A 16330-nucleotide genomic window follows, 5' to 3' on the forward strand; every position below is an offset into this window, starting at 1 on the left:
CGCCCCGGTGCCGCCGGTCCTGGAGCTACCCGCTCCCGTGCCGCCGTCCCCGAGGCCACCGGCCCCGGTGCCGCCGGTCCTGGAGCTACCCGCTCCCGTGCCGCCGTCCCCGAGGCCACCGGCCCCGGTGCCGCCGGTCCTGGAGCTACCCGCTCCCGCGCCGCCGTCCCCGAGGCCACCGGCCCCGGTGCCGCCGGTCCTGGAGCTACCCGCTCCGGTGCCGCCGATACTGGAGCGGCCGGTCCTGGAGCCCGGCGTCCCGAAGCCGTCCGCCGCCGTGCCGTCCGCCCGGTAGCCGCCCGCTCCCGTGCCGCCCGCCCCCGACCCGGTCCCCCGCAGATCGACCAGGCAGGCTCCGCGGAAGTAGTCCCGCAGCTCGTGGACGGCCCGCACGGCCAGCGTCGTACGTCCGCTGCCCGGCGGTCCGTGCAGGACCACCACCGTCGGCTTGGTCTCCGTGCTCGCGCGGGCCGCCTGCACCCACTGCCGCAGCCGCGCCATCTCCTGCCGCCGGCCCGCGAACGGCCCGTCCGCCACGGGAAGTTGCGCGAACGACTGCTCCAGCGCGCTGCGCCCCCGCGCGGCCGCGCTCTTGTCGGCGCCCCGCAGCTTCGGCCCGGTCCTGGCCGGCCCGGTCGACGCGGCGAGCATCCGCTGCTGGTCCAGGAACGGACGGATGCCGCGCACCTCCAGCGCGGTGAGCCACTGCAGCCGCAGCTGCTCGGGCCCGCCGGGCTGGCTGACCGCCCCGGCGCGGTGATGGGCGGCCGGCACATGGGTCCCGACCACCTTCACCACGGTCGCCGCAGCGCCGACGACGCCGACCGTCACGCCCGCGCCCACCGCGGCTCCGGTGCCCGTGCCGAGCGCCACGTCGGAGATCACCGCGGCGACGGCAGCCACGCCGGCCACCAGCAGGGGCGTGCCGGCGCCCTCACGGGCGTAGCGCTCGCGGAAGGTGAGCTGTCCGGCGGCGGCCTCGTCGAGGGCGCGCGTGTAGGCCGCGTACTCCTCGCCGGCCGTCCCCGCCATCGTGTCCAGCGCCGCGCGGGCCCGGGACAGCAGCACGTTCCCGTCCGTGCGTCCGCCCGAGCGCCGTACCTCCTCCTCCACGGCCCGCCTGAGAAGCCCTTCGGCCTCCGCCCGATGACTGTCCCGCATGTCGCGCCCCCTCCGGCGGCATCGGTGTCCTGCCGGTCCCCCCGGGCGCCCCGGTGGCCCCGGGCGTTCCAGGGCCCTCCCGGCCCGTTCCCGGGTCCTTCCCCGGTTGCACGTCGCTCAAGTGTCCTGCGGCGAGGAGACCCTGGGCAGACGTGTTCGGCACCGGTTTCGCGCCCGCGCCTCTCCGGGCGGGGGAATTCAACGAATTCCTCTCTTGACCCCGGTGACCGAAGCCACTAATTTGCCAGGGAAGCAGATCCATGACTACCGACAGGAGGCGATCGGCGGATGTACACCAACTCCGATCTGAGTCGCCTCGCCCGCCGCACCGTGTGGGTTTCGGGTCGGGTCGCGCACGGCTGCTGACACGCCGTTCCCCCGTGCCCTGACGGGGCACGTCCCGGGTTTTCCCTTCACTCGTGCACCTCTGCACGTCTTCTGTACCTCACCTCTTCACGGCATGCCCCTGTCGCGTGCCGACGTGCGCTCGCTTTTCCCACGCGGCGCGTCCGAACAGAGAAAGCTGCCTGAAATTGGCGAACATGATGAATCGACGTGTCCCGAGTCGAAATGAAGGTCGGTCATGACAGCGGCACGGATCACCGTCAACGGAAAAGAAGCGCCGATCGCACCGGCCGCGCCCCACACCACGGTCCTCGACTTCCTGCGTGAGCGTGGCCTGACCGGCACCAAGGAGGGCTGTGCCGAGGGCGAGTGCGGCGCCTGCTCGATCCTGGTGGCCCGCCCCGGGGTGAACAAGCCCACCGACTGGGTGCCGGTCAACGCCTGCCTGGTCCCGGTCGCGGCGCTCGACGGCCAGGAGGTCGTCACCTCCGAAGGCCTCGCCACCGTCGAGGCGCCCGGCACGCCGCCCGTCCTGCACCCGGTGCAGGAGGAGATGGCGGTCCGCGGCGGCTCCCAGTGCGGCTACTGCACGCCTGGTTTCATCTGCAGCATGGCGGGCGAGTACTACCGGCCCGACCGCTGCGCGCACGCGGAGCAGGGTCCGGACGCGGCCGAGGGCACCGACAACGCCGACGCTGAGCACGGCCCGAACGGCTTCGACCTGCACGCGCTCAGCGGCAACCTGTGCCGCTGCACCGGCTACCGGCCCATCCGCGACGCCGCGTTCGCCGTCGGCGCGCCCACCGACGACGACCCGCTGGCCCGGCGCCGCGACCAGGCCCCGCCCGCGCCCGTCGCCACCGAGTACCGCCGGGGCGACAGCGCCTTCGTCCGCAAGGGCACCCTGGCCGAGACGCTGCGGCTGCTGCGCGAGCGGCCCGACGCGGTGGTGGTCGCCGGAAGCACCGACTGGGGCGTCGAGGTCAACATCCGCTCCCGCCGTGCGGACTGCGTGGTCGCCGTCGACCGGCTGCCCGAACTGCGGGAACTGCGCGTCGAGTCCGACCACGTCGAGATCGGCGCGGCGCTCACGCTCACCGAGATCGAACGCCGCCTCGACGGCACCGTTCCGCTGCTGGCGCAGCTGTTCCCGCAGTTCGCGTCCCGGCTCATCCGCAACGGCGCCACCCTCGGCGGCAACCTGGGCACCGGCTCGCCCATCGGCGACAGCCCGCCGGTGCTGCTCGCGCTGGAGGCGTCGCTGGTGCTCGCCGACGCCGACGGTGAACGCGAGGTGCCGCTGGCCGAGTACTTCACCGGGTACCGGCAGAGCGTGCGCCGTCCCGGCGAGCTGATCCGCGCGGTGCGCCTCCCGCTGCCGCCGGCGCCGGTCACCGCCTTCCACAAGATCGCCAAGCGGCGCTTCGACGACATCTCCAGCGTCGCCGTCGCCTTCGCGCTCGACGTCGAGGGCGGCACCGTCCGCAAGGCGCGCATCGGGCTCGGCGGTGTGGCCGCCACCCCGGTCCGCGCCCTGGCCACCGAGGCCGCCCTGGAGGGCCGGCCGTGGACCGCCCAGACCGCCGAGGCCGCGGCCGAGGTGCTGCGGGGCGAGGGCACGCCGATGAGCGACCACCGCGCCAGCGCCGACTACCGTGCCGCGATGCTCGGCCAGAGCCTGCTGAAGCTGTACGCCCAGACCACCGAGGCGGTGCCGTCATGAGCCACCTGTCCGAGCGTCCCGAGAAGCCCGTCGTCGGCGTCTCCATGCCGCACGAGAGCGCCGTCCAGCACGTCACCGGCACCGCGCTCTACACCGACGACCTGGTCCAGCGCACCAAGGACGTCCTGCACGCCCACCCCGTCCAGGTCATGAAGGCCCGCGGCCGGGTCACGGCCGTCCGCACCGAGGCCGCCCTCGCGGTGCCCGGCGTGGTGCGGGTGCTGACCGGCGCCGACGTGCCCGGCGTCAACGACGCCGGCATGAAGCACGACGAGCCGCTCTTCCCCGACGAGGTCATGTTCCACGGCCACGCGGTCGCCTGGGTGCTCGGCGAGACGCTGGAGGCGGCCAGGATCGGCGCGGCGGCCGTCGAGGTGGACCTCGACGAACTGCCCTCCGTGATCACGCTCCAGGACGCCGTCGCGGCGGACAGCTACCACGGCGCCCGTCCCGTCATGACGCACGGCGACGTCGACGCGGGCTTCGCCGACTCCGCCCACGTGTTCACCGGCGAGTTCCAGTTCTCCGGGCAGGAGCACTTCTACCTGGAGACGCACGCGGCGCTCGCCCAGGTCGACGAGAACGGGCAGGTGTTCATCCAGAGCAGCACCCAGCACCCGTCCGAGACCCAGGAGATCGTCGCGCACGTGCTCGGGGTGCCCGCCCACGAGGTGACCGTGCAGTGCCTGCGGATGGGCGGCGGCTTCGGCGGCAAGGAGATGCAGCCGCACGGCTTCGCGGCCGTCGCCGCGCTCGGCGCCAAGCTGACCGGCCGCCCGGTCCGGTTCCGGCTCAACCGGACCCAGGACCTGACCATGTCCGGCAAGCGGCACGGCTTCCACGCCACCTGGAAGATCGGCTTCGACGCCGAGGGCCGCATCCAGGCCCTCGACGCCACCCTGGTCGCCGACGGCGGCTGGAGCCTGGACCTGTCCGAGCCGGTCCTCGCCCGGGCGCTGTGCCACATCGACAACACGTACTGGATCCCCAACGCGCGCGTCGCCGGCCGCATCGCCAAGACCAACACGGTCTCCAACACCGCCTTCCGCGGCTTCGGCGGACCGCAGGGCATGCTGGTGATCGAGGACGTCCTCGGCCGCTGCGCGCCGCGCCTCGGCCTCGACCCCCGGGAGCTGCGGGAACGCAACTTCTACCGGCCGGGCCAGGGTCAGACGACGCCGTACGGGCAGCCGGTCACGCAGCCCGAGCGGATCACCGCCGCCTGGCAGCAGGTGCTGGAGAAGGCGGGCTTCGCCGACCGCGAGCGCGAGATCGCCGCCTTCAACGCCGCGCACCCGCACACCAAGCGGGCCCTCGCGATCACCGGCGTGAAGTTCGGCATCTCGTTCAACCTCACCGCCTTCAACCAGGGCGGCGCGCTGGTGCTGATCTACAAGGACGGCTCGGTCCTGATCAACCACGGCGGCACCGAGATGGGCCAGGGCCTGCACACCAAGATGCTGCAGGTGGCCGCGACCACGCTGGGCATCCCGCTGCACAAGGTGCGCCTCGCCCCGACCCGCACCGACAAGGTGCCCAACACCTCCGCCACCGCGGCCAGTTCCGGCGCCGACCTCAACGGCGGGGCCGTCAAGAACGCCTGTGAGCAGCTGCGCGAACGGCTCCTCCGGGTGGCCGCCTCGCAGCTCGGCGCGAACGCCTCGGACGTGCGCATCGTCGAGGGCGTCGCGCGCACCCTGGGCAGCGACCGGGAGCTGGCCTGGGACGACCTCGTACGCACCGCGTACTTCCAGCGGGTCCAGCTCTCCGCGGCCGGCTACTACCGGACCGAGGGGCTGCACTGGGACGCCACCAAGTTCCAGGGGTCGCCGTTCAAGTACTTCGCCATCGGCGCCGCCGCGACCGAGGTGGAGGTGGACGGCTTCACCGGCGCCTACCGCATCCGGCGCGTCGACATCGTGCACGACGTCGGCGACAGCCTCTCCCCGCTGATCGACATCGGTCAGATCGAGGGCGGCTTCGTCCAGGGCGCGGGCTGGCTGACGCTGGAGGACCTGCGCTGGGACACCGGCGACGGCCCGAACCGGGGCCGGCTCCTCACCCAGGCGGCGAGCACGTACAAGCTGCCGAGCTTCTCGGAGATGCCCGAGGAGTTCAACGTCACCCTCCTGGAGAACGCCACCGAGGAGGGAGCCGTGTTCGGCTCCAAGGCGGTCGGCGAGCCCCCGCTGATGCTGGCGTTCTCGGTGCGCGAGGCGCTGCGGCAGGCCGCCGCCGCGTTCGGCCCGAAGGGGACCGTCGTCGAGCTGGCCTCGCCCGCCACGCCGGAGGCGGTGTACTGGGCGATCGAGTCGGCCCGGCAGGCCGGCACCGCCGGGAACGGCGGCGCCCGCGACGCAGCGGCCGTCGCCGGTGCGGCCCGCACCGGCGCGGAAGCGCTGAGCGGTGCCTGACATGACGTGGGTCGCCGCGGTCGCGCGGTTGCGGGCACGCCGGGAGTCCGGCGTGCTCGTGACCGTGGCCACCGTGCGCGGCCACGCACCGCGCGACGCCGGGGCCAAGCTCGTCGTGGGACACACCGAGACGTGGGGCTCGATCGGCGGAGGCAACGTCGAGGCCGTGGCGATCGACCGGGCCCGCGAGATGATCACCACGTCCAGGGCGGAACCGGAGCTGCTCGACTTCGCCCTCAACGACAAGGTGACCAACCAGCACGGCGTGCAGTGCTGCGGCGGCACCGTCTCGGTACTGCTCGAACCGCTGCCGGTGGTCCGGGCGGTGGCGGTCTTCGGCGTCGGCCACGTCGGCCTGGAGCTGGCGCGCATCCTGGCCCGCCAGGACCTCGACCTCCACCTGGTCGACAACCGCTCCGACATGCTCACCGAGGAGCGCCTCGGCGTGCTGGCGGACGCGGTGGCGCAGGTGCACACGCACCACACGCCGCTGCTGCCCGAGGAAGTGCTGGCGCAGCTGCCCCGCGGCACCCACGTCCTGATCATGACCCACGACCACGCCGAGGACGCCGCCCTGTGCGACGCGGCCCTGCGCACGGACCACCTCGGGTCCGTCGGCCTGATCGGCTCGGCGGCCAAGTGGGCGCGGTTCCGCAAGCGGCTCGCCACCGAGGGCGGCCACGACGACGCCGTCATCGACCGGATCAAGACGCCGATCGGACTCGCCGACATCACCGGCAAGGAGCCCGCGACCATAGCCGTGAGCGTCGCGGCCGACCTGCTGCGCACCTTCGAGGCCGACGGGGAGTGACCCCCTGCGGGGCCGTTCTCCGGCGCCTGTAGGAATCTACGAACGGCCGGTCGCAGCCCGTCCGTAGTTCATGTTTTCGGCCCCTGGCCGGGTCTCGCCGCCGAGTTGTGTACTGCTCCTACGCCTCCTCCCCGTGAAGCGCCCCGGCCCGCACGCCGTACTCCCGCACGCCGCATGCCCAAGAAGGAGCACGCATGACCACCGACACCCTCGAGACCGGCATCCGCGAGTTCGAGCGCGCCTGGATGGAGAAGGCCATCGACCTGGCCACCACCAGCGTCCGCAACGGCGGCGGCCCCTTCGGCGCCCTCATCGCCCGGGGCGACGAGATCATCGCCCTCGGCAACAACCAGGTCACCGCCGGCCTCGACCCCACCGCCCACGCCGAGGTCAGCGCCATCCGCGCCGCCTGCAAGGCGCTCGGCACCTTCAGCCTGCAGGGCTGCACGCTCGTCACGTCCTGCGAGCCCTGCCCGATGTGCCTCTCCTCGGCCCTGTGGGCCCGCGTCGACCGCCTCGTCTTCTCCGCCGACCGCCACGACGCCGCCGTGGCCGGCTTCGACGACCGCAAGTTCTACGACCTGTTCGAGAAGCGGCCGCAGGCCAACTGGCCGATGACCGTGGAGCACCTCGACCTGCCCCACCGCACCCAGCCGTTCGACGCCTGGATCGCCAAGACCGACCGCGTCGACTACTGAGCCGGTCCCCGCGAAGAGCCTCTCCCGGGGCTCCCGCCGCCCCGTCCGTGCGCCACTCCCACCGTGGCGTTTGGCCGGGGCGGCGGCGCGTGCGCAAGGATGGAGGCATGCCCAACCGACTTGCGCAGGCGACGTCCCCCTACCTCCTCCAGCACGCGGAGAACCCGGTCGACTGGTGGCCGTGGGAGGCCGACGCGTTCGAGGAGGCCCGGCGGCGCGACGTGCCCGTCCTGCTGAGCGTCGGGTACAGCGCCTGCCACTGGTGCCACGTCATGGCGCACGAGTCGTTCGAGGACGGGCCCACCGCCGCGTACCTCAACTCGCACTTCGTGAGCGTCAAGGTCGACCGCGAGGAGCGCCCCGACGTCGACGCCGTCTACATGGAGGCCGTGCAGGCGGCCACCGGTCAGGGCGGCTGGCCCATGACCGTGTTCCTCACCCCGGACGCCGAGCCCTTCTACTTCGGCACCTACTTCCCGCCCGAGCCCCGCCACGGCATGCCCTCCTTCCGCCAGGTGCTCCAGGGCGTCCAGCAGGCCTGGGCGGAGCGGCGCGACGAGGTGAGCGAGGTCGCCGGGAAGATCGTGCGGGACCTCGCCGGGCGGGAGATCTCCTACGGCGACGCCGAGGCGCCGGGCGAGGAGCAGCTCGGGCAGTCGCTGCTCGGCCTCACCCGGGAGTACGACGCCGAGCGCGGCGGGTTCGGCGGGGCGCCGAAGTTCCCGCCGTCCATGGCGATCGAGTTCCTGCTGCGCCACCACGCCCGCACCGGCGCCGAGGGCGCCCTGCAGATGGCGGCCGACACCTGCGAGCGGATGGCCCGCGGCGGCCTCTACGACCAGCTGGGCGGCGGCTTCGCCCGCTACTCCGTGGACCGGGAGTGGATCGTGCCCCACTTCGAGAAGATGCTGTACGACAACGCGCTGCTGTGCCGGGTGTACGCCCACCTGTGGCGGGCCACCGGGTCGGACCTCGCCCGCCGGGTCGCGCTGGAGACCGCCGACTTCATGGTGCGGGAACTGCGCACCGCCGAGGGCGGGTTCGCCTCAGCGCTGGACGCCGACAGCGACGACGGCACGGGCCGGCACGTCGAGGGCGCGTACTACGTGTGGACGCCCGCGCAGCTCACCGAGGTCCTCGGCGCCGAGGACGCGGAACTGGCCGCGCAGTACTTCGGCGTGACCGAGGAGGGCACCTTCGAGCACGGCGCCTCGGTCCTGCAACTTCCGCAGCAGGAGGGCGTCTTCGACGCCGCGCGGATCACGTCGGTCCGGGAGCGGCTGCTGGCCGCCCGGGACGGGCGCCCCGCCCCGGGCCGGGACGACAAGGTGGTCGCCGCCTGGAACGGCCTGGCGATCGCCGCGCTCGCCGAGACCGGCGCCTACTTCGAACGCCCCGACCTGGTCGAGGCCGCCGTCGCCGCCGCCGACCTGCTGGTGCGGTTGCACCTCGACGAGAAGGTCCGGCTCACCCGCACCAGCAAGGACGGCAGGCCCGGCGCCAACGCCGGGGTGCTGGAGGACTACGCCGACGTGGCCGAGGGCTTCCTCGCGCTGGCGTCGGTCACCGGGGAGGGCGTCTGGCTGGACTTCGCCGGCTTCCTGCTCGACCACGTCCTGACCCGGTTCCGGGACGAGTCCGGCTCCCTGTACGACACCGCCGCCGACGCCGAGCAGCTGATCCGCCGCCCGCAGGACCCCACCGACAACGCCACGCCGTCCGGCTGGAGCGCCGCCGCGGGCGCCCTGCTGACCTACGCCGCGCACACCGGCTCCGAGCCCCACCGCACGGCCGCCGAGCACGCCCTCGGGGTGGTGAAGGCGCTCGGCCCGCGCGTCCCGCGCTTCATCGGCTGGGGCCTGGCCGCCGCCGAGGCGCTGCTCGACGGCCCCCGGGAGGTCGCCGTCGTCGGACCGGCGCTCGCCGACCCCGCCGCACGCGGCCTGCACCGCACGGCGCTGCTGGGGACGGCGCCCGGGGCGGTCGTCGCCTTCGGTACCGAGGGCAGCGACGAGTTCCCGCTGCTCGCCGACCGGCCCCTGGTGGACGGGGCGGCGGCCGCCTACGTCTGCCGGAACTTCACCTGCGACGCGCCGACCACCGATCCGGAGCGGCTGCGGGCGGCGCTGGGCGACTGAGGGGCCGGCGAGCACGTCAGGCCCCGGCGAGGATCAGCGCGCCCAGCGTCAGCTGCGCGCCCCACTGCAGGAGGACGGCCGCGCACCTGGCGGGGGCCCACCGGGTGCGGGGCCAGGCCAGGGCCAGCACGCCCAGGGCGGCCGAGGCCCAGAAGCAGGCCCACAGGGCGCCGCCGGGCACGCGCGAGCACTGCTCGCCGTACGCCAGGCAGCGGCTGCCGCGCTCGGAGGCGAGCACGGCGGTCCAGGCGAGGACGACGGTCGGCAGAAGCAGGATGAGCCCGGCCACCGAGCCGATGGTCAGGGCGCGGGCGGACGGCTGTGCGTGGGTGAGCTGCGCGGCCGGGAGGCGGGACGAGGCGGTCATACCGTCCATCCCACCGCGCCGGCCGGCCTCCGGTGATCGGCACAACCGCTCAACCGCCCTGAGTACTCCTGCTCACGGCGCGCTCCACGATGGCCTCCAGTTGCTCGTGGTGCGCGCCTCGCCAGTAGGCCCGTCCGCACGCCGTGCACTGGGCGAAGACGTCGTACGAGCGCTGCGTGCCGCCCTTGAGCTGCTCCGCCACCTCCTCCTTGGTGGCCGCCCGGAGCAGTCCGTTGCAGGCGGTGCACCGCGTCCACGGGCGCAGGTCGGGCCGGAAGCGGTCCAGGACCTCCTGGAGCTGTTCGTCGGGGCGGGTGCTGTAGACGTAGGCGCCGGACCACAGCTCGCGGCGGCGCAGCAGGCCCCGGTCGCGGCTGAGCATGACCCGCTTCTCGGCCGCCGACAGCGCGGCGAGCGCCGGGTCGCCGAGGTCCGTCGACTCGTACGCGGTGTCCACCCCGAGCAGCCGCAGCCGCCGGGCCAGCGTGCCCAGGTGCACGTCGAGCAGGAACCGCAGCGGAGCGCCGGGGACGTGCTGGGGGTGCCGCACGGGCCGTACGCGCACCGACTCGCCGCCCGCCGGGATGTGCCCGGGCGGCACCTCGCGGCCGTCGACGAGCAGGGTGCCGACCTCGGTGAGCGGGACGCCGAGTGACTCGACGAGGTGGCCGAGGGTGGAGACCCCGTCGGTGGCGGCGCGGACGGCGCCGGCGGCGCGGGCACGGGGGACGAACAGGTGCAGCTCGGGGGCGAACTCGACGTGGATCTCGGGACCGTTCACCCGGCCAGGATGCCACGGGGGCCGCGCCCGGGCCCCGGCCTTTTCGTGCCGGTGCGCGCCTAGTAGGCGACCAGCGAGATCCCCACGTAGTGCGCGATGAAGGCGGCCAGGGTGAAGGAGTGGAAGACCTCGTGGAAGCCGAACCAGCGCGGTGACGGGTTGGGACGCTTGAGGCCGTAGATCACGCCGCCCGCGCTGTAGAGCACGCCGCCCACGATCACCAGGACCAGGACGGCGATGCCGCCGGCCCGCATGAACTCGGGCAGGTAGAAGACGGCCGCCCAGCCCATGGCGAGGTAGCAGGGGGTGTAGAGCCAGCGCGGGGCGCCGACCCAGAAGACGCGGAAGACGATGCCGGCCGCGGCGGCCGCCCAGATGCCCCACAGCAGCCACTCGCCCTGGGCGTCGGGCAGCAGCAACAGCGTGAGCGGGGTGTAGGTGCCCGCGATGATCAGGAAGATGTTGGCGTGGTCGAGACGGCGCAGGATGCCGTCCATGCGCGGACTCCAGTTCCCCCGGTGGTAGAGGGCGCTGACGCCGAACAGGAGGCAGGCCGTCAGTACGTAGACGCCGCAGGCTATGCGGGCCTCGGGCGACTCGGCGAGGGCGGTGAGCACCAGACCGGCGATCAGGACCGCCGGGAACATGCCGAGGTGCAGCCAGCCGCGCAGCTTCGGCTTGACCGGGTGCGGGAGGGAGAGCGCTACAGGGCCGCGGCCGCCGGCCGGGGCGTCCTGGGGCGCGTCGGGGACGGACGCAGTCATGGGCGCATCGTACCTACGGTTCCGTAAGTTACGTATCAGTACGGGCGGCTGCCGTGCGGTGAGTGACCATCCTCTCACGGGGGAACCCGGCGCTGCACTCCCGGACCGGGCACGTGGCGCTCCTCACTCCGCTCAGGTGTGACGCCCTCTGGACAGATGGGCGCTCGCGTCGGATGATCAAATGAGTGCGGTCGACACCGGATGAGCGCCCACGAGGCAAACGTCACGCATCCGGGTCGCAGCCCCCACGGGGCCTCCAAACAAAAAACCCCTCATCTAGGAGCAATCGTGGCGCGCGACATCGCGGCTCCCCCCGTCCCCACCCACCACCAGGAACTGATCTCGTGGGTCAACGAGATCGCCGAACTGACCCAGCCGGACTCCGTGGTCTGGTGCGACGGATCCGAGGCCGAGTACGAGCGACTGTGCGGGGAGCTCGTCGAGAAGGGCACCTTCCGCAGGCTCGACCCGATCAAGCGCCCCAACTCCTACTACGCGGCCTCCGACCCCTCCGACGTCGCGCGCGTCGAGGACCGGACCTTCATCTGCTCCGCCAAGGAGGAGGACGCCGGCCCGACCAACCACTGGAAGGACCCCGCCGAGATGCGGGCCGTCTTTACCGGTGAGCGGGGTCTCTTCCGGGGCGCGATGCACGGCCGGACCATGTACGTCGTGCCCTTCTGCATGGGTCCCCTCGGCTCCCCGCTCTCCGCGCTCGGCGTCGAGATCACCGACTCCGCGTACGTCGCCGCCTCCATGCGCACCATGACCCGCATGGGACAGCCGGTCCTGGACGAGCTGGGCGAGACGGGCTTCTTCGTCAAGGCCGTGCACTCCGTCGGCGCCCCGCTCGCCGAGGGCGAGGCGGACGTCCCCTGGCCCTGCAACAGCACCAAGTACATCTCGCACTTCCCCGAGGACCGCGAGATCTGGTCCTACGGCTCCGGCTACGGCGGCAACGCCCTGCTCGGCAAGAAGTGCTACGCCCTGCGCATCGCCTCCGTCATGGCCCGCGACGAGGGCTGGCTCGCGGAGCACATGCTGGTGCTGAAGCTGACGCCGCCCACCGGCGAGCCCAAGTACGTCGCCGCCGCCTTCCCCTCCGCCTGCGGCAAGACCAACCTCGCCATGCTGGAGCCCACGATCTCCGGCTGGACCGTGGAGACCATCGGCGACGACATCGCCTGGATGCGCTTCGGCGAGGACGGCCGCCTGTACGCCATCAACCCCGAGGCCGGCTTCTTCGGCGTCGCGCCCGGCACCGGTGAGCACACCAACGCCAACGCGATGAAGACCCTGTGGGGCAACTCGGTCTTCACCAACGTCGCCCTCACCGACGACGGCGACGTGTGGTGGGAGGGCATGACCGAGGAGACGCCCGCCCACCTGACGGACTGGAAGGGCAACGACTGGACCCCCGAGTCCGGCACTCCGGCCGCGCACCCCAACGCCCGCTTCACCACCCCCGCCGCGCAGTGCCCGATCATCGCGCCGGAGTGGGAGGACCCCAGGGGCGTGCCGATCTCGGCGATCCTCTTCGGCGGGCGCCGCGCCACCGCCGTACCGCTGGTCACCGAGTCCTTCGACTGGAACCACGGCGTCTTCCTCGGCGCCAACGTGGCCTCCGAGAAGACCGCCGCCGCCGAGGGCAAGGTCGGCGAGCTGCGCCGCGACCCCTTCGCCATGCTGCCGTTCTGCGGCTACAACATGGGCGACTACATGGGGCACTGGGTCGACGTGGCCAAGGACAAGGACCAGTCCAAGCTGCCGAAGATCTACTACGTCAACTGGTTCCGCAAGGACGACGACGGCCGCTTCGTGTGGCCCGGCTTCGGCGAGAACGGTCGTGTCCTGAAGTGGATCGTGGAGCGCCTGGAGGGCAAGGCCGACGGCGTCGAGACCCCCATCGGCATCCTGCCGACCAAGGAGTCCCTCGACACCGACGGCCTCGACCTCGCCGACGCCGACCTGGAGTTCCTGCTCGGCGTCGACAAGGAGGTCTGGCGCGAGGAGGCCGCACTGGTCCCCGAGCACCTGAACACCTTCGGCGACCACACGCCCACCGAGCTGTGGGACCAGTACCGGGCCCTGGTGCAGCGCCTGGGCTGAGCACCCACACCCCCTAGCTCCGTGGCCGGTCCGGCTAGCCCTGACCCGCGAAGTCGTCACGAAGGCCGGTCACGAGGGGGTCTGCCCGCGCTCCAGTGGCTCAGCAGTACCCGGGGCGCGGGAAGGCCCCGCTCGGGCCGGGTCACCGCACAACGGCGTGCGGCGGACCCGGCCCTTCGGCGCATCCGGCGGCGGCCCGGCGCCGCGACCGCGCATCCGGGGCGGTTCCGGGAACCGCGCCGCACGTTCCCCGACCGGCCACCGGGCGTGTCCTCGCTCCGCCGGGCGGGAGGCCTTGGGGACCCGGCCGTCCCGGCGAGGTCGGACCTGCGGCCCCGGGCGCCGACGTTCGGTGATCGGCGGGAGTCCGCGGCTCGGCCGGTGGGGCTTTGGTGCTCAGGGCATGGGCAGCGACTGCAGCCTGATGACCTGTCCCTGTCCGTCGAAGCTCAGGTCGTACCCGATGGCCGCGCGGGCCGAGGGCGACTCCGCCGTCAGCCGGTCGGCGAACTCCGCCTGGGAGTACGGCGCGGCCTTCGTCTCGTCGCCGAGCGGGACCGACAGCAGCACCCGGGCGTCCTCGGCCAGTGGCACCTCCGTGAAGGGCCCCTCGCCCGGGGTGATCACCCATGCGTCGAACTTGGGGTGTATCTCCTTCTCGGCAGGCCGCACCGACAGGTACGTGCGCCCGTCGCCGGTCCGGACGCCGTCGATCTGGACGAACTTCTTGGTGCCGGCCCAGGAGGCGGTGCCGGTCGTCGACGACGCCGCACCGTCCGAGCCGGTACCGTCGCCCGACGCGGGGGCCGCGTTCTTCGTCTCCCCGGCCGGCGCGGAAGGCGTCGCCGACGCCATGGGTGCGGCGGTGGTGGCGGCCGCCTTCCCGTCGCTCTCACCGCCGCACCCGGTCAGAACCACCAGGCTGAGAGCGGAAACGGCGAGGCAGCGCAGGGCGGGCCGGCGGTGTGCGAGATGCATGGTCAAGTCCCCCGAGAGGTGGCGTGGTTGTGGATACGTACTCTCTACGCGCCGCCACGCCCCCGGGTTGCACCCCGGGGCGGACTTTCTGCCGTGCCGCCCGCTCCCGCCCCGCGCGGGCTCACCCGGCGAGCCAGTACGCCTCCCGCAGCGACCGCACGCGGCCCTCGGCGTCGTAGTCGATCGCGAACACCCGCCGCGGTCCGGAGGCCAGTCGGTCCACGAGTTCGCCCAGTTCCGCGTCCGCGGGTCCCCCGTCGGCCGGCCGCCGTACCTCGACCGGTGTGGTCCGCGGCAGAGTGAGGGTGTGCACCTCGCCCCCGTGTGTCCCCGTTCCTCGAGTGCTTGCGGACGGTTCGACGGTGACCCGCACCGTGTCGCCCTTCGCCACGGCCCCGTACACGTAGCCCAGTTCGACGGCGTACTCCTCACCCGGTGCGGGCGTAGGCGGTACGAACCGCGAAGCGGTCGGTGCCGGGACGACGGTGGGCGGCTCGGACGCCCGGACGGTCCGGACGAGCGACAGCCCGCCCAGGGCCACGGCCGCGGCCAGCAGCACGCCCCCCGATGCGCGGGCGGCCCGCTTGCGGCGCAGGCGCTGCTCGCCGCGCGCCCGGATCCGCTCCGCAGCGGGCGGAGCCGTGTGCCGTCGGCCCGACTCGGCCAGTTCGGCCAGGTGGTCCCCCAGCCTCGTTCCGTCAGCCATGACGTTCCTCCGACAGGTGGCTCCGCCCGGGATCCAGCTCGGTGTCGGCCAGCAGCCGCGCCAGCGCGGCCCGGCCCCGGCTCAAGTGTGCCTTGACCGTGCCGACCGCACAGCCGGCCTCGGCGGCGACCTGTTCCACCGACAGGTCGCACAGATGGTGCAGCACCACGGCCCGCCGATGTGCTTCCGGGATCTGCCGCAGCGCCTGGACCAGCAACACGTGGTGCGGCTCCGGTGGCGGAGCCACGGCCGGTGGCCCCTGCCGCCGTGCGAAGGCGAGCGCGGTGCGCACCTTCCGCCACCGGCTGACCGCCAGCCGCCAGGCCACCGTGCGCACCCAGGCCTCCGGGGCGCCGTCGAGGTCGAGCTCGGACCGGTGCTCCCAGGCCCGCGCGAAGGCCTCCTGGACCACGTCCTGCGCCTCGGCGAGGTCGCCCGTCATCGCGTACAGCTGGCCGGTGAGCCGACCGACGCTCTCGGCGTAGAAGGCGTCGAACTCGTCGTGCTCGTCCCTGTCCCCGTCGCCGCGTCCCGTATTCCGTGCCTGCATGCCTCTCCCGTCGAGGCTGCACCGTGTCATCAGGCCCCCTCGCAGCGCAAGGGATCACAGACCTGCTCGCCCGCCTCGACGGGCAGACGGCGCCTCCGGGGACCGCTCACGGTCCGGCGTTGACCGCGGGCACGGTCCGGGGGCGTCGTTCGCCGCATCCCTGGACCGGTGCCGGGGTCGGCCGCGTCGGTGACGGTCCGCCGCACCCGCTGACGGCGAGGCCGGAGTGAAGGGCATCCGGCCCGCGCGTCGCTGCGGGTGCGCGGACCGGTCCGTACGGGGGCCCGTCAGGGGGGTCAGCGGGAGGCGAGTTCGCGCGGCTCCAGGGCGGCGGCGTGCGCGTCCATGCGCTCGGCGGTCAGGATCGCGACCGCCGTGTCCGCGCGGGATGCCGCGACCACCAGGGCGCGGGCCGCCAGCGTGTGCGCCCGCCGGTGCAGGGTCGCCGGACACGGCGCCGGATCGGCGGCGGCCACCTGCAGCCGGACCGGCGGCCGTCCGCCCCGCAGCCGGGCCACCTGCTCGGCGAGCCGGTCGGCGGCGGTGTCCAGGCCGGGCTCGGGCTCAAGCGAGCGCAGCTCGTCCGTGACGGCGAGCAGCGCCGCGAGATGGCCCGCGAGCTGGATGTCCAGCTCCTCGCCCCGGGACCGGTGCGGAAAGTCCGGGGTGCCGTCGGCCATCGTGCTGTGGACCGACTTGCTGCGGATCGGCTCGTACATGGGATGGCCTCCTGAGTGCTTCGGGAAACCATCCTACATTAGATTCAATCTAAAGTTGATGCCGTT

At 73.3% G+C, this 16330-nt stretch carries 13 protein-coding genes and 1 pseudogene; 6 read left to right on the plus strand and 8 right to left on the minus strand.

The genetic code is table 11. The features are described from left to right. Window positions 1–1161 (minus strand): annotated as a pseudogene (locus AB0P07_RS02785) (hypothetical protein); the annotation flags it as partial. Window positions 1162–1744: 583 nt separating this feature from the next. Between AB0P07_RS02785 and AB0P07_RS02790 the strand changes: the two are divergent. The 5 genes from AB0P07_RS02790 to AB0P07_RS02810 all read left to right on the plus strand — a co-directional run bounded on the left by AB0P07_RS02790 (window position 1745) and on the right by AB0P07_RS02810 (window position 9290). Continuing rightward, window positions 1745–3229, plus strand: a complete 1485-nt coding sequence (locus tag AB0P07_RS02790; RefSeq protein WP_365544080.1) for an FAD binding domain-containing protein — start codon at window positions 1745–1747, stop codon at window positions 3227–3229. Further along, window positions 3226–5643 (plus strand): xanthine dehydrogenase molybdopterin binding subunit, encoded by a 2418-nt coding sequence (gene xdhB / locus AB0P07_RS02795; RefSeq protein ID WP_365544083.1) that lies wholly within the window; start codon window positions 3226–3228, stop codon window positions 5641–5643. Before AB0P07_RS02790 ends, xdhB begins: the two co-directional genes overlap by 4 nt. Before the next feature lies 1 nt (window position 5644). Continuing rightward, window positions 5645–6454: a xanthine dehydrogenase accessory protein XdhC gene (gene xdhC / locus AB0P07_RS02800; protein WP_365544086.1), complete on the plus strand. Its 810-nt coding sequence runs from the start codon at window positions 5645–5647 to the stop codon at window positions 6452–6454. 194 nt (window positions 6455–6648) lie between these two features. After that, a complete protein-coding gene (locus AB0P07_RS02805) occupies window positions 6649–7152 on the plus strand; it encodes a nucleoside deaminase (RefSeq protein ID WP_365544089.1) in 504 nt (167 codons plus the stop codon). A 107-nt stretch (window positions 7153–7259) separates the two neighbouring features. Next, entirely contained in the window at window positions 7260–9290 is a 2031-nt protein-coding gene (locus AB0P07_RS02810) for a thioredoxin domain-containing protein (RefSeq protein WP_365544092.1), read from the plus strand. 16 nt (window positions 9291–9306) lie between these two features. Here AB0P07_RS02810 and AB0P07_RS02815 read toward each other — a convergent pair whose 3' ends face one another. The 3 genes from AB0P07_RS02815 to AB0P07_RS02825 are packed head-to-tail and all read right to left on the minus strand — an operon-like array spanning window position 9307 to window position 11202. Further along, window positions 9307–9657: a hypothetical protein gene (locus AB0P07_RS02815; protein ID WP_365544095.1), complete on the minus strand. Its 351-nt coding sequence runs from the start codon at window positions 9655–9657 to the stop codon at window positions 9307–9309. Between the two features lie 49 nt (window positions 9658–9706). Beyond that, window positions 9707–10438, minus strand: a complete 732-nt coding sequence (locus tag AB0P07_RS02820) for a Mut7-C RNAse domain-containing protein (RefSeq protein WP_365544098.1) — start codon at window positions 10436–10438, stop codon at window positions 9707–9709. 59 nt (window positions 10439–10497) lie between these two features. Beyond that, entirely contained in the window at window positions 10498–11202 is a 705-nt protein-coding gene (locus tag AB0P07_RS02825) for a hemolysin III family protein (protein WP_365544101.1), read from the minus strand. Window positions 11203–11490: 288 nt separating this feature from the next. Between AB0P07_RS02825 and AB0P07_RS02830 the strand changes: the two genes are divergently transcribed. Then, window positions 11491–13311 (plus strand): phosphoenolpyruvate carboxykinase (GTP), encoded by a 1821-nt coding sequence (locus AB0P07_RS02830; RefSeq protein WP_365544104.1) that lies wholly within the window; start codon window positions 11491–11493, stop codon window positions 13309–13311. Window positions 13312–13707: 396 nt separating this feature from the next. Here AB0P07_RS02830 and AB0P07_RS02835 read toward each other — a convergent pair whose 3' ends face one another. From AB0P07_RS02835 to AB0P07_RS02850, 4 genes are all read right to left on the minus strand, one after another. Then, entirely contained in the window at window positions 13708–14289 is a 582-nt protein-coding gene (locus AB0P07_RS02835; protein WP_365544107.1) for a hypothetical protein, read from the minus strand. A gap of 121 nt (window positions 14290–14410) precedes the next feature. Further along, entirely contained in the window at window positions 14411–14995 is a 585-nt protein-coding gene (locus tag AB0P07_RS02840) for a hypothetical protein (protein ID WP_365544110.1), read from the minus strand. Beyond that, window positions 14988–15545: a SigE family RNA polymerase sigma factor gene (locus tag AB0P07_RS02845; protein WP_365544113.1), complete on the minus strand. Its 558-nt coding sequence runs from the start codon at window positions 15543–15545 to the stop codon at window positions 14988–14990. Before AB0P07_RS02845 ends, AB0P07_RS02840 begins: the two co-directional genes overlap by 8 nt. Before the next feature lie 296 nt (window positions 15546–15841). Continuing rightward, window positions 15842–16264: a hypothetical protein gene (locus AB0P07_RS02850; RefSeq protein ID WP_365544116.1), complete on the minus strand. Its 423-nt coding sequence runs from the start codon at window positions 16262–16264 to the stop codon at window positions 15842–15844. Window positions 16265–16330: the final 66 nt, after the last annotated feature.

It is taken from the genome of Streptomyces sp. NPDC085944, from assembly GCF_040686295.1.
Classification (GTDB): domain Bacteria; phylum Actinomycetota; class Actinomycetes; order Streptomycetales; family Streptomycetaceae; genus Streptomyces; species Streptomyces salinarius.